The organism is Actinoplanes philippinensis, from assembly GCF_900113015.1.
Lineage (GTDB): Bacteria > Actinomycetota > Actinomycetes > Mycobacteriales > Micromonosporaceae > Actinoplanes > Actinoplanes philippinensis.
Map to the genome: position 1 here is coordinate 31,201 of NZ_FONV01000019.1, position 21,609 is coordinate 52,809.

At 74.3% G+C, this 21,609-nt stretch carries 14 protein-coding genes; 7 read left to right on the forward strand and 7 right to left on the reverse strand.

All coding sequences use genetic code 11. From position 1 onward, the window contains the following. Nucleotides 1-38 precede the first annotated feature (38 nt). Nucleotides 39-851, forward strand: coding sequence for an aquaporin (locus BM290_RS39070; RefSeq protein WP_143134090.1), 813 nt, complete (start codon nucleotides 39-41; stop codon nucleotides 849-851). On the opposite strand, the gene BM290_RS39075 is transcribed toward BM290_RS39070, so the two are convergent. Then, nucleotides 811-1,884, reverse strand: coding sequence for a flavin-containing monooxygenase (locus BM290_RS39075; protein WP_093621012.1), 1,074 nt, complete (start codon nucleotides 1,882-1,884; stop codon nucleotides 811-813). The two genes, BM290_RS39070 and BM290_RS39075, sit on opposite strands and share 41 nt — an antisense overlap. A gap of 152 nt (nucleotides 1,885-2,036) precedes the next feature. Here BM290_RS39075 and BM290_RS39080 point away from each other — a divergent pair, with 152 nt between their 5' ends. Next, complete coding sequence (locus tag BM290_RS39080; RefSeq protein ID WP_093621013.1) at nucleotides 2,037-3,611, forward strand: MFS transporter; 1,575 nt, start codon at nucleotides 2,037-2,039, stop codon at nucleotides 3,609-3,611. Nucleotides 3,612-3,624: 13 nt separating this feature from the next. Next, nucleotides 3,625-4,239 (forward strand): TetR/AcrR family transcriptional regulator, encoded by a 615-nt coding sequence (locus BM290_RS39085; RefSeq protein ID WP_093621014.1) that lies wholly within the window; start codon nucleotides 3,625-3,627, stop codon nucleotides 4,237-4,239. A gap of 448 nt (nucleotides 4,240-4,687) precedes the next feature. On the opposite strand, the gene BM290_RS39090 is transcribed toward BM290_RS39085, so the two are convergent. Continuing rightward, on the reverse strand, nucleotides 4,688-5,143 hold the full coding sequence (locus tag BM290_RS39090; RefSeq protein WP_093621015.1) for a hypothetical protein: 456 nt from the start codon (nucleotides 5,141-5,143) through the stop codon (nucleotides 4,688-4,690). Nucleotides 5,144-5,336: 193 nt separating this feature from the next. Here BM290_RS39090 and BM290_RS39095 point away from each other — a divergent pair, with 193 nt between their 5' ends. The 3 genes from BM290_RS39095 (at nucleotide 5,337) to BM290_RS39105 (ending at nucleotide 12,363) form a co-directional block, all read left to right on the forward strand. Continuing rightward, entirely contained in the window at nucleotides 5,337-6,974 is a 1,638-nt protein-coding gene (locus tag BM290_RS39095; protein WP_239143869.1) for a GGDEF domain-containing protein, read from the forward strand. A 149-nt stretch (nucleotides 6,975-7,123) separates the two neighbouring features. Continuing rightward, nucleotides 7,124-11,020 carry a Pls/PosA family non-ribosomal peptide synthetase gene (locus tag BM290_RS39100; protein WP_093621017.1) on the forward strand — a complete coding sequence of 1,299 codons (3,897 nt, stop codon included), beginning with the start codon at nucleotides 7,124-7,126 and terminating at the stop codon, nucleotides 11,018-11,020. Further along, entirely contained in the window at nucleotides 11,017-12,363 is a 1,347-nt protein-coding gene (locus BM290_RS39105; RefSeq protein WP_093621018.1) for a M1 family metallopeptidase, read from the forward strand. Before BM290_RS39100 ends, BM290_RS39105 begins: the two co-directional genes overlap by 4 nt. 81 nt (nucleotides 12,364-12,444) lie before the next feature. On the opposite strand, the gene BM290_RS39110 is transcribed toward BM290_RS39105, so the two are convergent. Beyond that, nucleotides 12,445-14,592 carry an ATP-binding protein gene (locus BM290_RS39110; RefSeq protein ID WP_177320081.1) on the reverse strand — a complete coding sequence of 716 codons (2,148 nt, stop codon included), beginning with the start codon at nucleotides 14,590-14,592 and terminating at the stop codon, nucleotides 12,445-12,447. A 27-nt stretch (nucleotides 14,593-14,619) separates the two neighbouring features. Continuing rightward, the gene (locus BM290_RS39115) at nucleotides 14,620-15,399 is read right to left on the reverse strand and encodes a hypothetical protein (protein ID WP_093621020.1); all 780 of its coding nucleotides are present in this window, start codon (nucleotides 15,397-15,399) and stop codon (nucleotides 14,620-14,622) included. 202 nt (nucleotides 15,400-15,601) lie between these two features. Between BM290_RS39115 and BM290_RS39120 the strand changes: the two genes are divergently transcribed. Next, nucleotides 15,602-16,654, forward strand: coding sequence for a glycoside hydrolase family 43 protein (locus BM290_RS39120; protein ID WP_203779602.1), 1,053 nt, complete (start codon nucleotides 15,602-15,604; stop codon nucleotides 16,652-16,654). Nucleotides 16,655-16,657: 3 nt separating this feature from the next. On the opposite strand, the gene BM290_RS39125 is transcribed toward BM290_RS39120, so the two are convergent. The 3 genes from BM290_RS39125 to BM290_RS39135 form a co-directional block, all read right to left on the reverse strand. Then, complete coding sequence (locus BM290_RS39125; protein ID WP_093621021.1) at nucleotides 16,658-17,641, reverse strand: helix-turn-helix domain-containing protein; 984 nt, start codon at nucleotides 17,639-17,641, stop codon at nucleotides 16,658-16,660. A 46-nt stretch (nucleotides 17,642-17,687) separates the two neighbouring features. Then, nucleotides 17,688-20,732, reverse strand: coding sequence for a poly(A) polymerase (locus BM290_RS39130; protein ID WP_218163314.1), 3,045 nt, complete (start codon nucleotides 20,730-20,732; stop codon nucleotides 17,688-17,690). A 448-nt stretch (nucleotides 20,733-21,180) separates the two neighbouring features. Further along, a complete protein-coding gene (locus BM290_RS39135; protein ID WP_093621022.1) occupies nucleotides 21,181-21,504 on the reverse strand; it encodes an STAS domain-containing protein in 324 nt (107 codons plus the stop codon). Nucleotides 21,505-21,609: the final 105 nt, after the last annotated feature.

Genomic DNA, 21,609 nt, shown 5'->3' on the forward strand with positions numbered 1-21,609 from the left:
TACGGTTCGGGTGACCGATGTCGGCGAGCGGAGCGATCATGGACGACCTGGCGACGGCCCGGCGGTTGTCGGCCGAGTTCCTCGGTACGGGGTTCCTGCTCGCGGCCGTGGTCGGCGCCGGCTCCATGGCGGCCGCCCTGTCACCCGGTGACCCCGGGCTACGGCTGCTGGAGAGCACCGGCGCGGTCGCCCTGGCCCTGGCCGCGGTCATTCACATGTTCGCGCCGGTGTCCGGCGCGCATTTCAACCCGGTGGTGTCGGCCGCCGACTGGTGGCTCGGCCGGCGGGCCGGGACCGGGCTCACCACGGCGGAGCTGATCGGGTACGTCGGCGCGCAGCTGGCCGGGGCGGTCTTCGGGACGGTCCTCGGCAACCTGATGTTCGGCCGGCCGGCGATGACCGTGGCCTCCACCGTCCGGTCCGGTGGCAATCTGCTGCTCAGCGAGGTGGTGGCGACGGCCGGGCTGCTGGTGCTGATCGCCGCCCTGGTGCGTACCGGGCGGGGCGCCGCCGGGCCCGGCGCGGTGGGCGCCTACGTGGGCGCCGCCTGCTGGTTCACCGCGTCGACCTGCTTCGCCAACCCGGCCGTCACGGTCGCCCGGATGTTCACCGGCGCCGAAGCCGGGATCGCCCCCGGCTCGGTTCCCGGCTTCCTGCTGGCCCAGGCCGGCGGTCTGATCCTGGCCTGCGCGCTGATCCCCTGGTGGTACCCGCACCCCGCGGCGCGCCCGGAGCCGGCGGTGACCGCGGTCCCGGCCGGGCGTGTGCCGCGGCCGCGCCGGGCGGCCCGGGTGCTGACCGCGGTCCCGGTCAGGCGTGTGCCGCGTCCAGCCGGGCGGCCAGGGCGCTGACCGCCTCGCGGCCGGCGCGGTTGGCCCCCACTGTCGACTGCGAGGGTCCGAAACCGATCAGGTGCACGCGCGGCTCGCCCGCCACGGCGGTGCCGTTCATCCGGATGCCGCCGAGGTCGCTGCGCAGCCCGAGCGGGTCGAGGTGGCGCAGCGCCGCCTTGAAACCGGTCGCCCACAGGATCGCGTCGGCCGACGTGAACGACCCGTCCGCCTCACGGACGCCGTACGGCTCGATCGCGGTGAACATCGGCCGCCGCTCGAGGACGCCGCGCTCCCGGGCGGCCACCGCGTAGGGCGTCCAGGCCAGCCCGGTGTAGGAGACGACGCTGCCGGTCGGCCGGCCCGCCTCGACGTCGGCGACGACCTTGGCGATCGTCTCGCGCCCGGCGACCTCCGGCTCGAACCCGCCGGTCCGGAAGACCGGCTCCCGCCGCGTGTACCAGTGGGTGACAGCGACCCGGGAGATCTCCTCCAGCAGCTGCAGCGCGGAGATCCCGCCGCCGACGACGGCGACGCGCCGGCCGGCGAACTGCTCCGCCGACACGTAGTCCCGGGTGTGCACCTGGATCCCGAGGAACGTCTCCTGGCCCGGATAGTGCGGGCGCACCGGGTTGTCCCACGTCCCGGTGGCGTTGATGATCGCCCGGGCGGTCCAGGCCCCGTGGTCGGTCTCCACGGCAAAAGCACGATCATGCCGGCGTACGGCGGAAACGCGCACCGGCCGCACGATGGGTAATCCGGTCGCGCGCTCGAAGTCGGCGAAGTAGCGTGGCACCGCCGTCCGGCTCGGCTCGCCCGGGTCGAGCGGTGGTTTCGGAAAGCCGGGCAGGTCGAAGATGCCGTTGACGGTCGCCATCCGCAGGGACTCCCAGCGGTGGCTCCAGGCTCCGCCGGGCGCGTCGCCGGCATCCAGGATCACGAAGCTCCGGGGATGGGCCGGGTCGGCGAGCGCGCTGACGAAGCCCCGCCGGCGCAGGTGGTAACCCGCGGACAGTCCCGACTGTCCCGCCCCGATGACCACGACCGCTGCCATGCCCCGGTGGACGTCCGGCCGGCGGCGGCTATTCCCGGACGTGACCGGCGACACTTTCGAGACGATGGCGTTCCGTTATTGGCCCGCGGGGGTTAGGTTGCTTTGTGAAACGGAACGGTTCCGTTTCGAAAAGGTTTCGGGGGCACCCGCACATGGACACCAACGTTCCATCCCAGACCGGGCATCCCCGGCGCTGGGCGATCCTCGGCGTGCTGGTCATCAGCCTGCTCGTGGTCGTTCTCGACAACACGGTGCTCAACGTCGCGATGAGCACCATCGCCGACCCGGTCCGCGGGCTCGGCGCCACCCAGAGTGAGCTCGAGTGGGCGATCAACTCGTACACCCTGGTCTTCGCGGGTCTGCTCTTCACCGCCGGCATCCTGGCCGACCGTCTCGGCCGCCGGCTCAGTCTCACCGCCGGCCTGGTCGTCTTCGGCCTCGCGTCGCTGATCTCGGCCTACGCCACCTCGCCGGACCAGCTGATCGCGGCCCGCGCCCTGATGGGCCTCGGCGCCGCCGCCGTCATGCCGGCCACCCTGTCGATCATCGCGAACGTCTTCGACCCGCGGGAGCGCCCGCGCGCCATCGGCGTCTGGGCGGGCGCGGTCGGCCTGGCCGTCGCGGTCGGCCCGGTGCTCGGCGGCGTGCTGCTGGAGCACTTCTGGTGGGGCTCGGTCTTCCTGATCAACGTGCCGATCGTGATCGCCGGCGTGACCCTGGTGTCGATCCTGGTGCCCGAGTCGCGTGACCCGAAGCCGGGCCGCATCGACGTGCTCGGCGTGCTGCTGTCGATCGTCGGTCTGACCCTGCTCACCTACGGCGTGATCAAGGGCGGCGAGGACGGCTTCGGCGAGACCGCCGCCTGGGCGACCATCACCGCGGGCCTGCTGGTCCTCGGCGGGTTCGTGGTCTACGAGCGGCGCATCGAGTTCCCGTCGCTGGACGTGCGGCTCTTCGCCAACCGGCAGTTCTCCGCCTCGACCGGCATCATCGGCCTGGTCTTCTTCGCGGCGATGGGCTCGATGTTCTTCGGCGCCTTCTACCTGCAGATGGTGCGCGGGTACGGGCCACTCGCCTCCGGCGCGCTGTTCGTCCCGTTCGCGCTCGGCCAGCTCATCTTCGCCCCGGCCAGCGCCTCGATGGTCAAGCGGTTCGGCCCGAAGGCGGTCAGCACCGTCGGCCTGCTGCTCGTCTCGGCCGCCCTCGGCATCTGGCTGTTCATCGGCGTCGACACCCCGATCGCCCTGGTCGCGGTGGCGTTCTTCGTACAGGGCGTCGGCATGGCCAACGTGATGCCACCGGCCACCGAGGCGATCATGGCGACGCTGCCCCGGGAGAAGGCGGGCGTCGGCTCGGCGGTCAGCAACACCATCCGCCAGCTCGGCGGGGCGCTGGGCGTGGCGGTGCTCGGCGCGGTCGTCTCCTCGGTCTACCGCGGTCACCTGACCCCGCCGTCCGGGCTCCCGGACGCCGCCGCCGACGCGGCCCGCGAGTCGATCGCCGGCGCCCACGCGGTCGCCGCCCAGGCCGGCCCCGCCGCCACCGCCCTGCTCGACGGCGCCGATGCGGCGTTCGTCACGGCGATGCACTACGCGTCCATCGGCTCGACGGTCTTCGCCCTGCTCGGGGCCCTGGTGGCGGTGTTGTGGCTCCCCGGCAAGCGGCCCGCGGCCGCCCCGGCGCCCGCCGCCGTGCAGGAACCCGGCCGGGAACTGGCCGACGCGTAACCCAGCGGTAACAATGAACGACATGAGCAGCAGCACGGCAGCCGGCCAGGACCGCAAGGCTCCTGGCCGGCCGCGCAACGCCCAGGCCGACGAGACCATCCTCGACGCGGTGCTGGGGTTGCTGAGCGAGGGTCAGAGCGCCGCGGCCATCTCGATCGAGGCGGTGGCCGCCAAGGCGGGGGTCGGCAAGGCGACGATCTACCGCCGCTGGCCCAACAAGGAGGCGCTGCTGATCGATGCGGTCCGGTCGATGAAGGGGCCACTGCCCGAGCCGGCCGGCCGCTCGGTGCGGGAGGACCTGATCGCCCTGATCAAGGCGAACCGGACACCGCGGGCACAGCGCTACAGCAAGGTCACCGCCTGCCTGCTGCCGGAGATCTCCCGCGACAGCGAGCTGGCCCGGATGTATCAGGACTTCGTCGAGCCGCGCCGCGAGGTGACCCGCCAGGTGCTGCGCCGCGGCATCGCGACCGGCGAGCTGCGCGCCGACCTCGACGTCGAGCTGACCCAGCTGATGCTGTCCGCCCCGGGCATGGTCCAGTCGATGCTGCGTCTCGGCTCGGTCGTCCCGGACGAGCAGTTCGCCGAGTCCCTGGTCGACGCGGTCCTGCGCGGCGCCGCGGCCTGATCCCACCCGCCGCCCGCCGCCCGCCGCCCGCCGCCCGCCTCGCGCCTCGCGCCTCGCGCCGCCCGCCTCGCGTCGCCCGGCCTCGTCGCGGGCCGGGCCTGGCCCTCGGGCGGCCGTCGCGGGCTCGCCGCTCGGCGCGGCGTGGGCTCGGGGTTGGGTGCGACGCGGGCTCGTCGTTCGCCCCGGCGTGGGTTTCGCGCGGCGCGGGTTCGGCGCGGCGCGGCGGGGTGGGGATTCGGCGCGGCGGGGTGTGGGTTCGTGGTTCGGTGCGGCGGGGTGTGGGTTCGGTGCGGCGCGGTGCGGTGCGGGTTTGTGGTGCGGTGCGGGTTTGTGGTTCGGCGCGGTGCGGGTTTGTGGTTTGGCGCGGCGCGGCGCGGTGCGGGTTGTGGTTTGGCGCGGCGCGGCCTCACTTCCGGCCCGTCGTGGGCCGGAAGGGGGCCGGCGCCGCTCAGCTGCAGTGCTGCTGGACCGGGGCCAGCCACGAGCTCAGGGTCGGGCCGACCGCCTTGTTGACGTCGTCGGGTGTCTTGATCGCGCGGAAGAACTTCTCGTCGGTGGACTTCTTCTGCATCTGCTCGGCGGCCTTCTTGCCGGCCGCCTTCAGCCCGGCGTCGGCGCTCGTGTCGGTGGCGTCCTGCACGGCGGTGGCGAACGCGGCCAGCGACTGCTGGGCCTGGGCGATCGTGGCGGGATCGGTGGCCAGGGTGGTGAGCGCTTTCGCGTACGGCGCCATTTTTGTGCCGTAGACCTGGGCGAGGGCCTCGCAGGCGGCGCCCGCGGGCGGCGTCGTGACGGCTGCGGTGGCGCCGCCGGCTCCGGAGCCGGGAGCGCCGGGCGCGGTGCCGCAGGCCGAGACGGTGAGCAGAGCCCCGCCGGCGAGCAGGGTGGCGATGACGTGGCGCATGGGAGCACCCCCGGTGTCGTGGGAACAGAGTAGGATGGGAGCGCTCCCATTGAGCGTGCACCCTACGCGGACCAAGCGACCTTTGTCGATACCGCAATCGTCGGCGCCGACGTGCGGCCCCAACTCCTCATGAATGGTTCGGGCGGGTCGAATGGTCCATCGTGCCGGTGTTGAGGGAGGACGCTTGACCACCGTGAACACAGCCGACAGCGACTCGCCGCCGGTCGCCGCGCTGCTGGAGCGGGCCGAGGAGCGACGTCTCGCCGGTGACTACCTGGCCGGCGGCGAGCTGGCCCAGCAGGCCGCCGACCTGGCCGCTGCCATCGGCGACGCCGCCGGCGAGGCGGCGGCGCTGCGCTCGGTGGCCAACCAGCTGATGCGGCTGGGCCGGCAGGAGGAGGCGATCGCGGCCTGCCGCCGGGCGGCCATGATGCTGGAGGGGCTGGACGACCCGGCCGGTCTCTGCGACGTGCTCACCGTGCAGGCCATGCCGCTGATGGACCTCGGCATGCACGACGAGGCGCTGGGTGTGCTGGCCACCGCGCGGGAGATCGCGCAGCGCCTCGGCGACCGGGAGCTGCTCTACTGGGTGCACAACCGGACCGGCGTGGTGCACGGCAGCATGGGCGACCGTGAGCTGAGCACGGCGTGCCTGATGCAGGCGCTGGGCATGGCCGACGGGATGAACGCCGAGGCACGGTTCTGCATCCTCAACAACGTCAGCGACAACGCGGTGTACGAGGTGACCCGCCTCCGTGGCCGCGGCGACACCGAGGCCGCCGACCGGGTGCTCACCGGCGCGCTCGGCCACGTGGTGGAGGCGCTGACCCTGGCCCGCGAGGCCCGGCACCCGTTCCGTGAGGCGCTCAGCCTGGACAACCACGGGATGCTGCTGGCGCTGGCCGGTGACCTGGACGGCGCGTTCCGGCTGATCGAGGAGTCGCGGCGGATCGCCGTCGAGGCCGGCTACCGTTCGCTGGAGTCGGCGGCCCTGCAGCACCAGGCCCGGGTGCGCCTGATGCGCGGCGACCACGCCGAGGCCATCGAGGGCCTGCTCCTCGCGCTGGACCGGGCGCACCGGGCGGGCGAGAAGCCGATGGCCATGGAGATCTTCCGGGAGCTGTCCGAGGCCCACGAGCGCATCGGCGACTTCATGGCCGCGCTGGCCTACTACCGCGACTTCCACGATCTGGAGCGCGAGCTGCACAACGAGGTCGCGGCGGCCCGGGCCCGGATGGCGGCGCACCACTTCGAGCTGGACAACGTGCGCCTGGAGGCGGAGAACGCGCGCCTGGAGGCGGAGCTGCACCGGGCCCGCAGCGCCGAGCTGGCCGCCGACAACCTGCTGTGGCAGCGCCAGGCGACCGAGGACGCGCTGACCGGCCTGCCGAACCGGCGCTCGGCCGACGACCGGCTGCCGAAGATGGCCGCCGATGGCCCGGTCTGGGTGGCGCTGGCCGACGTCGACCATTTCAAGCGGGTCAACGACAGGTACGGCCACCCGGTCGGCGACGAGGTGCTGCGGCGGATCGCCCGGATCCTGCTCGACGGCATCGAGCCGGCCGATCTGGTGGCCCGCTTCGGTGGCGAGGAGTTCCTGCTCGCGGTGCACGGCTCCGGTGCCGAGGACGCGCGGGCCCAGTGCGAGCTGCTGCGGGCGGCCGTGGCGGCGTACCCCTGGGGGTCGATCGAACCGGGCCTGTCGGTCACGATCAGCATCGGCCTCGCCGAGGCCGCCGGCCCGGACGCGCTGGCCGGCGCGCTGAACCGGGCCGATCAGCGCCTGTACGACGCCAAGCGCCAGGGCCGCAACCGGGTGCACGGAGACTGACCGTTCGGGTGAGTGGCGATCCATGCTTGCGGATGGATCGCGGTGTGTCCGTCAACACCTCTACGGCATTCGGCCGTTATCTCCCTTTCAACGGAAGTAGTTTCGAACGTTGCCGCGAAACGGCGGACCAGGGGAATGGAGCGCGCTCAGTGACGGTGTCGACCGATCTGCGACTTATCGAGCTGCCCGAGTGGGAGTTCGCAGCCGAGGCGCCGGCGGTGTTCCGTTCGCGATCCGCCCCGATCCGCCGCACGCTGATCGACATATTCGACGCCACGGTGCACGACCATCCGGGCGCCCGCGCGATCGACACCGGCGCGACGAGCCTGACATACCGTCAGCTCGCCGCCGAGGTGCAGACGCTGCGGGCGGCCCTGCGCGGGCACGGCATCGGCGCCGGCGACCGGGTGGGCGTGCGGATCGCCTCCGGCACCGCCGACCTCTACCTGGCGATCCTCGGCGTGCTGGCGGCCGGCGCGGCGTATGTGCCGGTCGACGCCGACGACCCCGACGAGCGGGCCGAGCTGGTCTTCGCCGAGGCGGGCGTGTGTGCCGTGCTCGGCGACGGACTGACCGTCTCGCTGCGGCGGACCCCCTTGGGCAGGACCGGGCGTCCGGGCCCCGCCGACGACGCCTGGATCATCTTCACGTCGGGTTCCACCGGCACCCCGAAGGGGGTGGCGGTCTCGCACGGCGCCGCTGCCGCGTTCGTCGACGCCGAGGCGCAGCTGTTCCTCGCCGACGACGACGTCGAGCCCCTCGGCCCCGCCGACCGGGTGCTGGCCGGGCTGTCGGTGGCCTTCGACGCCTCCTGCGAGGAGATGTGGCTGGCCTGGCGGCACGGCGCGTGCCTCGTCCCGGCCGCCCGCTCGCTGGTCCGCTCCGGCGTCGACCTGGGCCCGTGGCTGGCCGAGCAGCGCATCACCGTGGTCTCCACCGTCCCGACACTGGCCGCGCTCTGGCCGGCCGAGGCCCTCGAGGACGTCCGGCTGCTGATCTTCGGCGGCGAGGCGTGCCCGCCCGAGCTGGCCGAGCGGCTCGCCGTCGAGGGCCGCGAGCTGTGGAACACCTACGGGCCGACCGAGGCGACGGTGGTGGCCTGCGCCGCCCGGCTGACCGGCGAGGGCCCGGTGCGCATCGGCCTGCCGCTGGCCGGCTGGGAGCTGGCCGTCGTCGACGCCGCCGGCGAGCCGGTCAGCATGGGCGAGACCGGCGAGCTGGTGATCGGCGGCGTCGGCCTCGCACGCTATCTGGACGCCGCGAAGGACGCCGAGAAGTTCGCGCCGCTGCCCGCCCTGGACTGGTCCCGCGCCTACCGCAGCGGCGACATCGTGCGGGCCGAGCCGGAGGGGCTGCTGTTCCTCGGCCGCGGCGACGAGCAGGTCAAACTCGGCGGCCGCCGGATCGAGCTGGGCGAGGTCGACGCGGCCCTGCAGGCGCTGCCCGGGGTGGCCGGCGCGGCCGCCGCGGTCAAGCGCACCGCGGCCGGCAACCAGCTGCTGGTCGGCTACCTTGTGCCGCACGAGCCGGACGCCTTCGACGTGGCGGCCGCCACCGCGCGGATCCGCGAGCAGCTCCCGGCCGCGCTCGTCCCGCTGCTCGCGGTCGTCGACGCGCTGCCCACCCGCACCTCCGGCAAGGTCGACCGGGCCGCCCTGCCGTGGCCGCCGGCGGTCGGCACGCCCGGCGCCGGCGAGCTGACCCCGGCCGAGGAGTGGCTGGCCGGCGGCTGGGAGGAGATCCTCGGGGTCCGCCCGGCCGACGCCGCCGCCGACTTCTTCAGCAGTGGCGGCAGCAGCCTGAACGCCGCCCAGCTGGTCGCCTGGATCCGGCAGACCCACCCGCGGGTGTCGGTCGCCGACGTCTATCAGAACCCGCGGCTGTCCGAGATGGCGGCGATCCTCGACGGGCTGGAGACCGAGACCACGGTCCGCCGCGACGTCCGGCCCACCCCGCGCCGCGCCGGGTTCGTGCAGGCAGTGCTCATGCTGCCGATGCTGGCCCTGGTCGGGCTGCGCTGGCTGACCGTCCTGGCCGCCCTCGGCAAGATCGTGTCGCTGGCCCCGGCCGTCTCCTGGTGGTGGATCGCGGCCGCCTGGTTCCCGCTGTTCAGCCCACCCGGGCGGATCCTGCTCGCGGCCGGGGCGGCCCGGCTGCTGCTGCGCGGCGTCGGCCCCGGCGAGTATCCCCGCGGCGGCCACGTCCACCTGCGGCTGTGGGCGGCCGAGCGGTTCGCCGAGGTCACCGGCGCGACCGGCATCGGCGGCGCGGGCTGGATGACCACCTACGCGCGGCTGCTCGGCGCCCGCGTCGGCCGTGACGTCGACCTGCACTCCGCGCCGCCGGTCACCGGGCTGCTCAAGCTCGGCCGGGGCGCCGCCATCGAGCCCGAGGCCGACCTGTCCGGTTACTGGATCGACGGCGACGTGGTCCGGGTCGGCACGGTGCGCGTCGGCGCGGGCGGCCGGGTCGGCGCCCGGAGCACGCTCATGCCCGGCGCCCGGGTCGGCAAGGGCGCGAAGATCGGCGCCGGGTCCACCGTCACCGGCGCGGTCCCGGCCGGTCAGCGCTGGGCCGGCTCCCCGGCCGTCCCGGTGACCGGCAAGGGCGCCACCGTCTGGCCGTCGCAGCGCCCCGACCGGTCCCGGCTGAGCGCCCCCACCTGGGTGGTCGCCTACAGCCTGACCGCACAGCTGCTGGGCCTGCTGCCGGTGCTCGCCGCGGTTCCGGCGCTGGCGCTGCTCGCCCGCGCGCTCGTCGGCCCGTCCCCGACGGCCCTGCTCGTCGCCGTTCCGGGCGCCGCTGTCGCGTACCTGCTCGGTTATGCCCTTCTGGTCCTGGTCCTGGTGCGGCTGCTCAGCATCGGCCTGCGGACCGGCTTCCACCCCGTGCAGGGGAGGGTGGCGTGGCAGGTGTGGACCACCGAGCACCTGATGGGGATGGCCCGGGTCGCGCTGTTCCCGATCTACTCCAGCCTGTTCACGCCGGTGTGGCTGCGGCTGCTCGGCGCGAAGGTGGGCCGGGGCGTGGAGATCTCCACGGTGCTCGCGGTCCCGTCGATGACGACCGTCGACGACGGCGCGTTCCTGGCCGACGACACCATGGTCGCGACCTACGAGCTCGACCACGGCTGGCTGCGGGTCGCCCCGGCGCGGATCGGCAAGCAGGCCTTCCTCGGCAACTCGGGGATGACCGCGCCCGGCCGGTCGGTGCCCAAACGCGGCCTGGTCGGCGTGCTGTCGTCGGCGCCGCACAAGGCGAAGAAGGGCTCGTCGTGGCTGGGCGCCCCGCCGATGCCGCTGCGCCGCATCGTCGAGACCGCGGACACCGGCCGGACCTTCGACCCGCCGGCCCGCCTCAAGGTGGCCCGTGCCCTCGTCGAGCTGTGCCGGGTCGTCCCGGTGATGTGCGCCGGCGCGCTCGCCGTCGCGGTGCTGGCCGCGCTGACGTTCGTCTGGCGCGAGGCCGGGGCGTGGGCCGCCGCGCTCGCCGCCGGTCCGGTGCTGTTCCTCGCCGCGGTCGCCGGGGCGCTGCTCGCCACCGCCGCGAAGTGGCTGCTGGTCGGCCGGTTCCGGGCCGGGGAGCGGGCGCTGTGGACGTCGTTCGTGTGGCGCAACGAGCTGGCCGACACCTTCGTCGAGGTGCTCGCCGCGCCGTGGCTGTTCCGGCTCGCCGCCGGCACCCCATTGCTCAACCTGTGGCTGCGTACGCTCGGTGTGCGGATCGGCCGCGGGGTGTGGCTGGAGACGCTGTGGCTGCCCGAGTTCGATCTGGTCCGGCTCGGTGACGGGGCGACCGTCAACCGGGGGTGCGTGGTGCAGACCCACCTGTTCCATGATCGGATCATGAGCATGGATGAGGTCACCCTCGGCGCGGGCGCCACCCTCGGCCCGCACGGCATCGTGCTGCCCGGCGCGAGCATCGGCGCCCGGACCACCGTGGGCCCCGGCTCGCTCGTCACCCGCGGCGACGCGGTGCCCGACGACAGCCGCTGGCTCGGCAACCCGGTCGCGACCTGGCCGGTGACGGCCTCCCGCCGGGTATGACCCCACCGGGCATCCCCCTCGGCGCGACCCCGGGCGCCGACCGGTCGACCGACCCGTACCTGCCGGCGAACGGCAACGGCGGCTACCGCGTGCTGCACTACGACCTCGACCTCGACTACCGGGTGGTGTCCAACCGGCTGGCCGGCCGGGCGGTCGTCACCGCGCGCGCCGTGCAGCCGCTGTCCCGGTTCAGCCTCGACCTGGGGCCCCGGCTGCAGGTGCGGGACGTGCGGGTGGACGGGCGGCCGGCCAAGTTCGACCACCGGACCGGCAAGCTGCGGATCAAACCGGAGCGGCCGATCGGCTACGGGGCGACGTTCAAGACCGAGATACGGTACGCGGGCAAGCCCGGTCCCGTCTCCGGCCGGTGGGGAGACATCGGCTGGGACGAGCTGAGCGACGGGGTGCTCGTGGCCAGCCAGCCCAACGGGTCGTCGTCGTGGTTCCCGTGCAACGACCGGCCGGGCGACAAGGCCGCCTTCCTGATCACGATCACCGTGGCGTCGGCGTACACCGTGCTCGTCACCGGCGACCTGGTGTCCAAGCGGCGTGGGGCGGGCGCCACCACCTGGGTCTACGAGCGGGACGAGCCGACCGCGCCGTACCTGATGAGCGTCCAGATCGGCCGTTACGAGATGGTGGACCTGACCACCGCGGGGGTACGCCAGCGGGCCGCGATCACCCCGCGGGTCCGCGCCGCGTTCCGGCACGACTTCGGCCGGCACGGCGAGATCATGAAGGCGATGCAGCAGCTGTTCGGGCCGTACCCGTTCCGCGAGTACGTCGTCGTGATCACCGACGACGACCTGGACGACCCGGTCGAGGCGCAGGGCATGGCCGTCTTCGGCCGCAACCACCTCGACGGGCGGCGCACCCACGAGCGGCTGGTCGTGCACGAGCTGGCCCACCAGTGGTTCGGCAACAGTCTCACGGTCGCCGACTGGCGGCACATCTGGCTCAACGAGGGCTTCGCCACGTACGCCGAATGGTTGTGGTCGGGCGCCTCCGGCGGCCCCTCGACGAACACCCACGCGGCCCGCTGGCACGCCTGGGTCGCGGCCCAGCCCGCCGACGTCGTCGTCGCCGACCCGGGCGTGGACCGGATGTTCGACCCGCTGGTCTACAAGCGGGGCGCGCTGGCCCTGCACGCGCTGCGCGCGAAGGTCGGCGAGCAGGCGTTCTTCACCCTGCTCCGCTCCTGGGTGGCCGAGCACCGCCACGGCACGGTGACGACGCAGCAGTTCCGCGAACACGCCGCCCGCTACAGCGGCGCCTCCCTCGACGACCTGTTCACCGCCTGGCTCGACAGCCCCGCCCTGCCCCCGGTTCCGCGCGTCCTCTGAACTGCCGGTCAACTGCCTGGTGGGGCGGGGGCGGTGTGCCCACACTGGACGCATGACCGCTTTTTCTCCGGTGTGCGGGGGTCAAGGGTGGCGCGGGTCCGCGGTGAGGGAGGCGAGCCGGCGGCGCATCTCGTCGGCCGCCCGGTCGCCCAGATCGTCGAAGATCCGGATCGCGGCGCGCCACGACCGGGCGGCCGACTCGGGATCGCCGGCCGCCCGGTGGAGGTCGCCGAGCCGGCCCCGGGCCTCCGCCTCGTGATACCGATCGCCGGACCGCCCGAACAGCCGCACGGCCTCCTCGGCCGCGGCGGCCGCCTCCCCCGACAGGCCCTGGCGGCCGTACGCGAAGGCGAGGCTGTCCAGGGTGGCCGCCTGCCCGTTGAGGTCGCCGCGTTCCCGTTGCACCGTCAGCGCGGCGGCGCAGCAGTCGATCGCCTCCGGATAGCGCCCGGCCTGCGCGAACAGCCAGCCCCGGGCGTTGAGCGAGCGGGCCTCGCCGTCGCGGTGGCCGGCCTGCCGGTACAGCGTGACCGCGTCGCCGACGGTGGCGATGGCTTCCTCGACCCGGCCGGTCAGCTGCCGTACCTCGGCCAGGTTGTGCAGGGCCTGCGCCTGCCCGCCGGCGTCGCCGAGGTCCCGGTAGCGGGCGTGGGCCTCGGTCAGGTGCTTCTCGGCGGCGTCCAGCCGTCCGAGCCGGGTCTCGGCGCGGGCCAGCATCCGGCAGGCGGTGGCGATGCCGAGCGGATCGTCGCAGCGGCGGGCCGCGTCCAGCGCGATCCGCTGGACCGCCTCGTTGTCCTGCCATCGGCCGCTCGGCGCGAACCAGGCGGCCAGGCACCAGGCGAGCCGCCAGGCGTAGGTGTCGAAGCCGTCGGCGGCGGCCTGGCGGACGGCGGCGGTGAGGACCTCGTGTTCGGCGGCGAAGTACCGGCGAGCCTCCTCCGGGGTGGACGCGGCGGCCGGTGGGGGCAGCGGTGACAGCCACTGCGGCTGCACGGCCACGGCCGCGGAGCCCGCCTCGGTGAGCAGATGCTTGTAGAGGCGGTCCCGGGCCGGGTGGTCCGGTTCGGCGATCGCGGCGGCGTAGTCGTGGACCAGGTCGTGCAGCAGGAAACGGCCCGGACGCTGCTCGATCAGCAGGTGCAGCCGGGCCAGTTCGGCGAGGAGCTCCGCGGTCGGGGTGACCGGGCGGCCGGCGAGGGCGGCCGCCACGGGGACGGTCACCTCGGGGCCCGGGTGCAGGCCGAGCAGGCGGAACAGTCGCGCCGCCGGGGCCGCCAGCGCGCCGTACGACCAGGAGAAGACCCACCGCAGGTCGGCGGTCACACCGAGGTCGCCGGTGAAGGCGGCCAGCGGGAACGTGGGATGGAACGCCACCCGGGCGGCGACCATGGTGAGCGCCAGCGGCAGGCCGGCGGTCGCCGCGACGATCGCGCCGGTCGCGGTGGGATCGGCGGCCAGCCGGTCCGCGCCGATCCGGGCCGCCAGCAGGGTACGCGCCTCGCCCTCGCCGAGGACACCGAGCCGCAGCGGCCGCGCCCCCGCCACGGTGAACAGCCCGGCCAGCCGGTCGCGGCTGGTCACCACGACGACGCTGTCCCCGGCGCCGGGCAGCAGCGGCCGCACCTGCTCGTCGTCGCGGGCGTTGTCGAGCACCACGAGCATCCGCCGGTCGCTGAGCAGCCCACGCAGCAGCGCCGACCGCGCGTCCGGGCCGGCCGGGACGCGGGCCGGAGCCACACCGAGCGCCTCCAGGAAGGCGCGCAGCACCTCGGCCGGGTCGGTGACCGCCGGCGCCGGGCCGAAACCACGCAGGTCGGCGTAGAGCTGCCCGTCGGGGAACCGGTCGGCGACCCGGTGCGCCCAGTGCACGGCCAGGGCGGTCTTGCCGACTCCGGCGAGCCCGGCGATCGTCACGACCACCACTGCCCGCGGCTGGTCGAGCACGGCGTCCAGCTCCGCCAGCTCGGCGTCACGGCCGGAGAACCCCGGCACGTCGAGCGGCAGCTGGCGGGGACCCCCGGCGACGGCCGCCAGGAACAGCTCCCGCTCGGCGCCGGTCAGGGCGAGCGCGTCGGCGAGCAGGGCCAGGGTGGACGGCCGGGGCCGGGTGACCCGCCCGTTCTCCAGGTCGCGCAGGCTGCGCACGCTCAGACCGGTCCGCTCGGCCAGGGCCTCCTGGGTGAGGTTGGCGCGGCGGCGGTGCCCGGCCAGCAGTCGGGAGAACACATCGACCACCGTACGGCCCGCCGGGCCTCACAGCAGCGCGTCGACGACCTTCTCCGCGCGGTCCTGGTGGTCGGCGTACGCGTCGGGCAGCGCCGAGCGTTGCACGGCCTGCGCCGCGTCGCCGAGGCTCTTGGACTCCCAGTCGGCGATGTCGATCAGCTTCTCGTAGAAGGCGTTCGCGGCGTACCGCGGGGTCATCAGCTGCGCCACGGTGCCCCAGCCCTGGCTCGGGCGCTGCTGGAAGATGCCGAGCGAGTCGAAGTTGGCGCCGTCGCCCTCGTTGGGCCGGTCCAGCGAGGCGGGCACGGTGGTGTTGGCCAGGTTGCGCAGGCTCGACTCCTGCAGCCCTGTCATCATGGCCACCAGCATCGCCCGGCGGGGGAGGCCCATCTCCCGGGCGACCTGCACGATCACCGCGGCGTTGTTCATCTGCGCCTGGGTGAGGCCGGCGACCGGCTCCGGTGGCCGGGTGGACTTCGGGGTGGCCTTGCGGATGGTGGCCGACGGGCTCACCGACGGGGCAGGCCGTGGCCGGCCGCGGGTGGCGGCCGGGGGGATGCTCGGCCTCGGCTCCAGCGCGGCGTCGACGGTGGCCGGCACGATGGGCGGCGGGACGGTGCTGTGGACGGCGACGTATCCGCCGCCGGCCACCGCGGCGCCGACCACCAGCAGGATCGAGACGGTACGGCCGGCCCGCCCGCGGGCCCGGCGGCGTCCCTTGCGGTGGCGGCGCGGTGACCAGTCGGTCGTGTACATGTCCGGCCCGGACGCGGCGGGCCAGAACGGGTCGTCCCCGGCGGACTCCACGAGGACGGCACGCTGACGAGGAATCTGTCCCTGTCGCCGGTAGTGCGCAGGTCCGGTCGAGTGCTCCGGCGCCACGAACCGCCCCGTCCTTCCGTAAACACTTTCGCTTTCTCCCCGGCTCTACGGGCCGGCGGCCGCTCCGGTTCAACCCGAATTAACTGTTAGCTTTATTAAATTCATGTGAGTCGAAGGAGGAACCCCCGTGCCTCGTTCCCGCTGGCTCGTCGCGATCCTGTCCGCCACCGTCCTCGGCGTTCTCGCCCTGGCACCGCCCGCGCCCGCCGCCCGGACCACGCTCGGCGGCGCCGACCCGAGCGTCATCAAGGTCGGCGGGCTGTACGTCTCGGCCAAATCGGTCGACGGCGGCGTCGCCGTACGCACCGCGACCACCCTGGAGGGCCTGGCCGCCGCCCCGAAGAAGCAGGTCTGGCGTGACACCGGCGGCCTCGGCGAGGTGTGGGCGCCGGAGATCGTGCACCACGACGGGCAGTACCGGATCTACTTCGCGGCCGGGACCGGCGCCGCCCACCGGATGTACCACATCAGCTCGTCCGCGCCCGACACCGGCTACTCGGCGGCGACGAAGGTGGCGCTGCCCGACGACCGCTGGGCCATCGACGGGGTGCCGTTCACCTACCAGGGGCAGCGCTGGTTCGTCTGGTCCGGCTGGGCCGGGACCACCAACGTCGAGCAGAACCTCTACGTGGCCCGGATGAGCAGCCCCACGGCGGCGATCGGGGCACGGTACGTCATCTCCCAGCCCCGAGAGGCGTGGGAGCGGGTCGTCGGCAACCCGTACATCAACGAGGCGCCCGAGCCGATCCTCGACCCGAACGGCCAGTTGCACGTCGTGTACTCCGCCAACGGCAGCTGGAGCAGCCGGTACTGCCTGGCCGACCTGCGGCTGCGATCCGGAGGCGACCCGGCGTACGTGTGGGACTGGTACAAGAGCAACGGCTGCCTGTTCGGCTCGAACGCCTCCGAGCTGATGTCCGGCTGGGACCCGACGCTCCACGCCGACGGGCCCGGGCATCACACGTTCGTCCTGGAGCGCGGGGACATCGCCGCGAGCCCGCCGTCCGGCAACCGGTTCCCGACCATGTACCACGCGGTCGCCAAGGGCACGCCGTACTCGTGGGCGAACCGCTACTGGTACACCGGGACCGCGGTCTGGTGGGGGAACGTCACCTACCGGCGGGCCGACGTGCCCGGCGCCACCACGAGCACCGGCTTCGGTCTCAAGTTCTTCGAGTGACCGTCAGCCGTCCAGGGCCGTCGCCAGCCAGCGGGACAGCCCGCCGAAGTCCAGGTCGGCGTTCGGGTCGGCGGGCGTCGCGTTGACCGCCGCCACCAGCGCCAGGTAGCGGCCGTGGGTGGCCTTGTACCGCTCGTCGTGCTCGGTGTCGTCGAACTCGTCGATCATCCGGTACGCGGCGGCGAGCCGCTCACGCCGCTGCGGGGAGTCGTCCGTGCCCAGGGCCGCGGCGGTCTCGCTGACCAGCCGCCCGGCCAGCTCACGGGCGTAACCGGCGTCGGCCGGCAGTCCCGACCGGTACGCGGCCACGATCTTCTCCATCACCGCCGACCCGGAGTGGATGTACTCCTGCACCGGCGCCGACGTCATCACCGCAGCCCCGGGGCTTCCGGTGTAGGTGTCGCGGAGGTGATCGCGTACGGCGGCGCGGAACTCCGGGTCGCGCAGCAGATCGGCCAGCTCGATCCAGGCGTCCAGCTGGGCCGCGGCCGGATCGTCGGGCAGCCGCGGCCGCATCGCCCCGAGACGCTCGGCGAAGTCGGCGGGCAGGTCGGCGCCGGCCTCGGTCCAGAAGTCGTCGACGAGCCGCTCCCGGTCCTCGTCGGACATCGTGACGAGCCGGCGCATCAGGGCGGCCCGCTGCACCGGATGCTCGTGCCGGTTCAGGGCCCGCAGCACCGACCGGCGGGCCCGCAGGTCGATGCTCTGCCGCTCGACCAGCTCCAGGTGCTCGGCGAGCAGGTAGCGCAGGGTCGTCTCGCCGCGCAGCAGGCGCCGGATCTCGTCCAGCCCGGTGCCCAGGTCACGCAGCGTGCGGATCAGTTCGAGCCGGGCGACGGCGGTCACGTCGTACACGCGGTGGCCCGCGCTGTTGAGGCCGGACGCCGGGACGATGCCCTCGTCGGCGTAGAAGCGGATGGCGCTGACCGACAAGCCGGTCCGGCGTGCCACGTCCCCGATCGGATGGAGATCGCCGTGATCTGTCATACCGGGAATGATGGGCGCTCAAGCCGCTTGAGGCGCAAGCCCGCGGTCAGCGCAGCGTCGGCACCGCCCCGCCGTCGGCCCGGTCCGCCCGGACCCCCGGCAGCGTGGCCAGCCAGGGCGCCACGACGGCGGCGAGCGTTGCGGCATCCGGCGGGCGGCGGCCGAGCCCGACGGCGTACTCCCGGATCGCCGGACCGCTGGTGAACGGCCGCGGCCACGCGTGCGCATCGGTGACGCCTGCCTCCTCGAGAGCCGTCAGCAGGGCGCGCACCCGGCCCCGGAACCGGCCGATCGTCTCCTCGAACGCCTCGCCGGCCACCGGTTCCACGGTCAGCACGGCCCACGCGCGGTGCCGCCGGTGCGGCGGGGTCGCCGGCTGGCCGTCCCAGGACCGGTACAGCTCCTCCACGACCAGGTCGCTGACGCCGGCGCTCACCTGTCCGGTGCAGATCCGGACCGGAGCGGACGGAGTCAAGACCATCATGGGGTACGCCTCCGTGACCACCGTGGCAGCGCCGGTGAGGGCGACCGGCTCGGTCCAGTCCCAGGCCGCCCAGGCGCCGTGGAAGTCCCGTAGCAGCTCGTCCGGGTCCCGGTCGCCGGCGTCCCGGGCGGTTCGCGCGGCCAGCACCACCCACGCCAGCCCGGGCAGCCCGCCGAACGGCGCCGAGTCGAGGCCCCGCGCCCGTGCCCAGGCCTTCACCGAGCGGGCCAGGCCGGTGAAGCCGGGCGCCGTGGCGGTCGCCGCGAGGACGGCCTCGGCGTCGGAGACAGCACTCAGCGCGACGGCCGACGGCTCGTCCAGCTCTGCCCGCCGGGCCACCGCCTCGGCCACCGGCAGCCCACCGGCCCCGACGGTGACCAGGTCGACCGCGAGCCCCGCCCGGTTGCCGGTCCCGTTCAGCCGCAGCCCCGGCACCCGTGCCCCGGTCACCGTCCGCACCGACCATTCCGGACCGGCCGCCTCGGCCACCCGCCGCCGCAGCCCGTCGACGTCGACCACGCCGGGTACGTCGGCGTGGGCCTCGCGGGGGAGCGCGGCGCCGGGTTTGCCGGCGAGTCCGTGGCCGGGGGCGCCGGGGAACACGGCCACCAGGTCGAGGTCGGCTCCGGGGAGGTCGCAGCCGAGCCGCCGGGAGCCGGCCAGGTGCACGATCGCCTCGGGGAGGGCTGCCCGCAGGGTGGCGAGCACACCGGCCGGGTCGGCCGCGGGCGGGGCGGGTGGCGGCGGGTCGGGGAGCCAGCGCAGTTCGCCGGTGCCGAGCAGCAGTTCCGCCCGCGGGACCATCGGCTCGTCACCGCGGCGGGACAGCAGGGTGAGCCGGTCCACCGGCGCCGTCGCCGGGGCGAGCCGGACGGTCACCGGCCCGGCGGCGCGGCCCAGCGTCAGGTGGGGCGTCCACCCCTCGGCGCGGCCACGGCACTGCGGGAACCGGCGCCGCAACGCCCGGTGCAGGCCGAGCCACGGTTCCGGGCTCGCGGCGGCCGGGTCGAGCCAGACGGTGGCATCGTCACGGTGCGCGAAGGTGCGTACCCCCGAAAGCTCTGCCGGGAATGGGGAGACCTCGCCCGCCGCGGCAGCCAGCAAGGCCGCAGCGTCCTCGAAATCGGCTTCCGGAAGGAAGCCGAACAGCACGTTGACATGCGGCGGCCACCGGTCCACCTGCGGATCCAGCGCCCGCCGCACATCCTGGACCGGCGGCCACAACCGTTGCGGCGGCAGCCACGCCACAGCGGTCCGGGCCGTCGGCCGCGCACCGATCGTCTCCGCCGGTGGTTCACCGAGCGTCACGTCGACGACCACGGCGAAGTGATCCGACGGGAACAGGCCGTCATGGGGCACGTCACCGGCCAGGCCCGCCGCCACGACGGTCAGGCCGGCGCCGCGCAGCAGCACCCGGTCGAGCCGGGACGCCCGGCCGGTCAGCGAACCGACGGCGGCGAGCGGATTGCGCACCGGGTCGAAGGTGGCCGTCGTGTCACCCGGACCGTGCGCCTCGATCCACGCGTCGCGCAGCCCGAGCCGCTGCGCCGGGGTGTCGCCGCCGTCGTTGACGTCCCCGGCCAGCACCACCGGAACGTCCAGCCAGGCCAGCCCACCGGCGAGTTCCGCGAGTTCGGCGGCGCGCCGCCCCCGCCCGTCGGCGGCGTGATCGCTGGTCAGATGAACCGCGGCCACCACCACCGGCCCCGGCACGGTGATCGCGGTGACCTGCTTGTACGGCCCCAGCACGTGCCGCCCCGACTCCAGCACCGGAACCCGGCTGAGCAGCAGCACACCACTGTCGTCGACATCCGTGCCGGCCGGGTCGGTGCAGAGCGTGTAACGGTCCCGCACCCAGCCGGCCCGCAGCAGCAGTTCCAGCAGGTCACGCTCGACCTCCTGGAGCGCGATCACGTCCGCGGCGGCACGTTCGAGCGCGGCGACCAGCAGCGGCCGCCGCCGACGGGTGTGGATCCGGTCGGCGTCGTAGCGGTCCCACAGCGTGTTCCAGGTGATCACCCGCAGCCCACCGGCCGGTTTCCCGCCGGCCCCGGCGACGGCCGGCTCCACCTCGCCCACCCCGGTGGTCCTTTCGGCGGCGGCCAGGTGCGCGCCGGTCGGCTCGGCGGTCCTTCGGAGGGTGTTCGAGTCTGCGCCGGTCGGCTCGGCGGTCCTTCGGAGGGTGTTCGAGTCTGCGCCGGTCGGCTCGGCGGTCCTTCGGGGGGCGTTCGAGTCTGCGCCGGTCGGTCCGGCGGCCTTGCGGGGGATGGCCGTGGGCGCGCCGGCCGGGACCCAGCCGTCCACCGGGTGCCACACGTGCGGGGTGCGGGCGGTGAAGAACGGCGCGCTCAGCAGACGACGAGCCCCGACCCGCCCGGCGGCCGATGTGTCGAGGAGGTCGGCGCCGGTCGCGCGGTCCCACACCCGTTCGCCGTCGGCCTCGATGAACAGCACCCGATGCCACGGGATGTCGCCGCCCGGCACGAACCCCGCCAACGGCACCAGCTTGGGCTCGGCCCCGTGCAGGTCGACACCGAGCACGAACCGCGCCGGATCGAACCGGGGATCCCAGCGCACCCGGTGGTAGATCTCCTCACTGGTGCGCACCGGCGAACGGTAGCGCGGGGCCGTCGCCGGCCGCACCCGGTTTCCGGCGCCGCCCCGGCCCGCGGTGTGGCTCCCCGGACGGGCGAACGGCGTCGGATCCCGGTTCCGGCCCCGGCGGGTGGGCGCACCGGCCGGGAACCGCCGGGGCCGGATCCCGGCTCCCACCCCGGCGGGTGGGCGCACCGGCCGGGAACCGCCGGGGGACGGCCCGAGAAGGTGGCGGGACAGTGATCAGGGCGGGCCGAAAGCCAAGGGACGGGATTCAGGGCGGGCCGAAAGCCAAGGGACGGGATTCAGGGCGGGCCGAAAGCCAAGGGACGGGATTCAGGCCGGCCCGAAAGCCACGGGACCGGAATCAGCGCCGACCGAAGGCCATGGGATGGGAATCAGCGCCGACCGAAGGCCAAGGGACGGGAATCAGGGCGGGCCGAAGACCATGGGACGGGGATCAGGGCAGGCCGAAGACCTCGGCGAGGCCGGTCACCTGGATGGCCTTGAGGACCGGCGGTGACGGGTTGACCAGGGTCACCGTGACGCCGGCCGCGGCGGCCGAGTTGCGGACGCTGACCAGGGCGCCCAGGGCGTACGAGTCGATCAGGGTCACGTCGGAGACGTCGATCTGCAGGAATCGGTAGGTGGACGCGCTCGCTGCCGCCGCCAGGTTGTCGCGGACCTCGTCGGCGTCGGCGAGGTCGAGCTCGCCGGACAGGGCCGCACGCAGGGTGATGCCGTCGTTGCTGGTCGCGTACATGATCAAAGCGCTGCCGGACATCCCTCGACCGTAGCGGTGATCGACAAGTCGCGCCCGTCGAGGGCTCTCCACTGTGGCCGATCATTGCCTTTGTGTGACGGGGTCCGTACGATCGTGTTACCGATC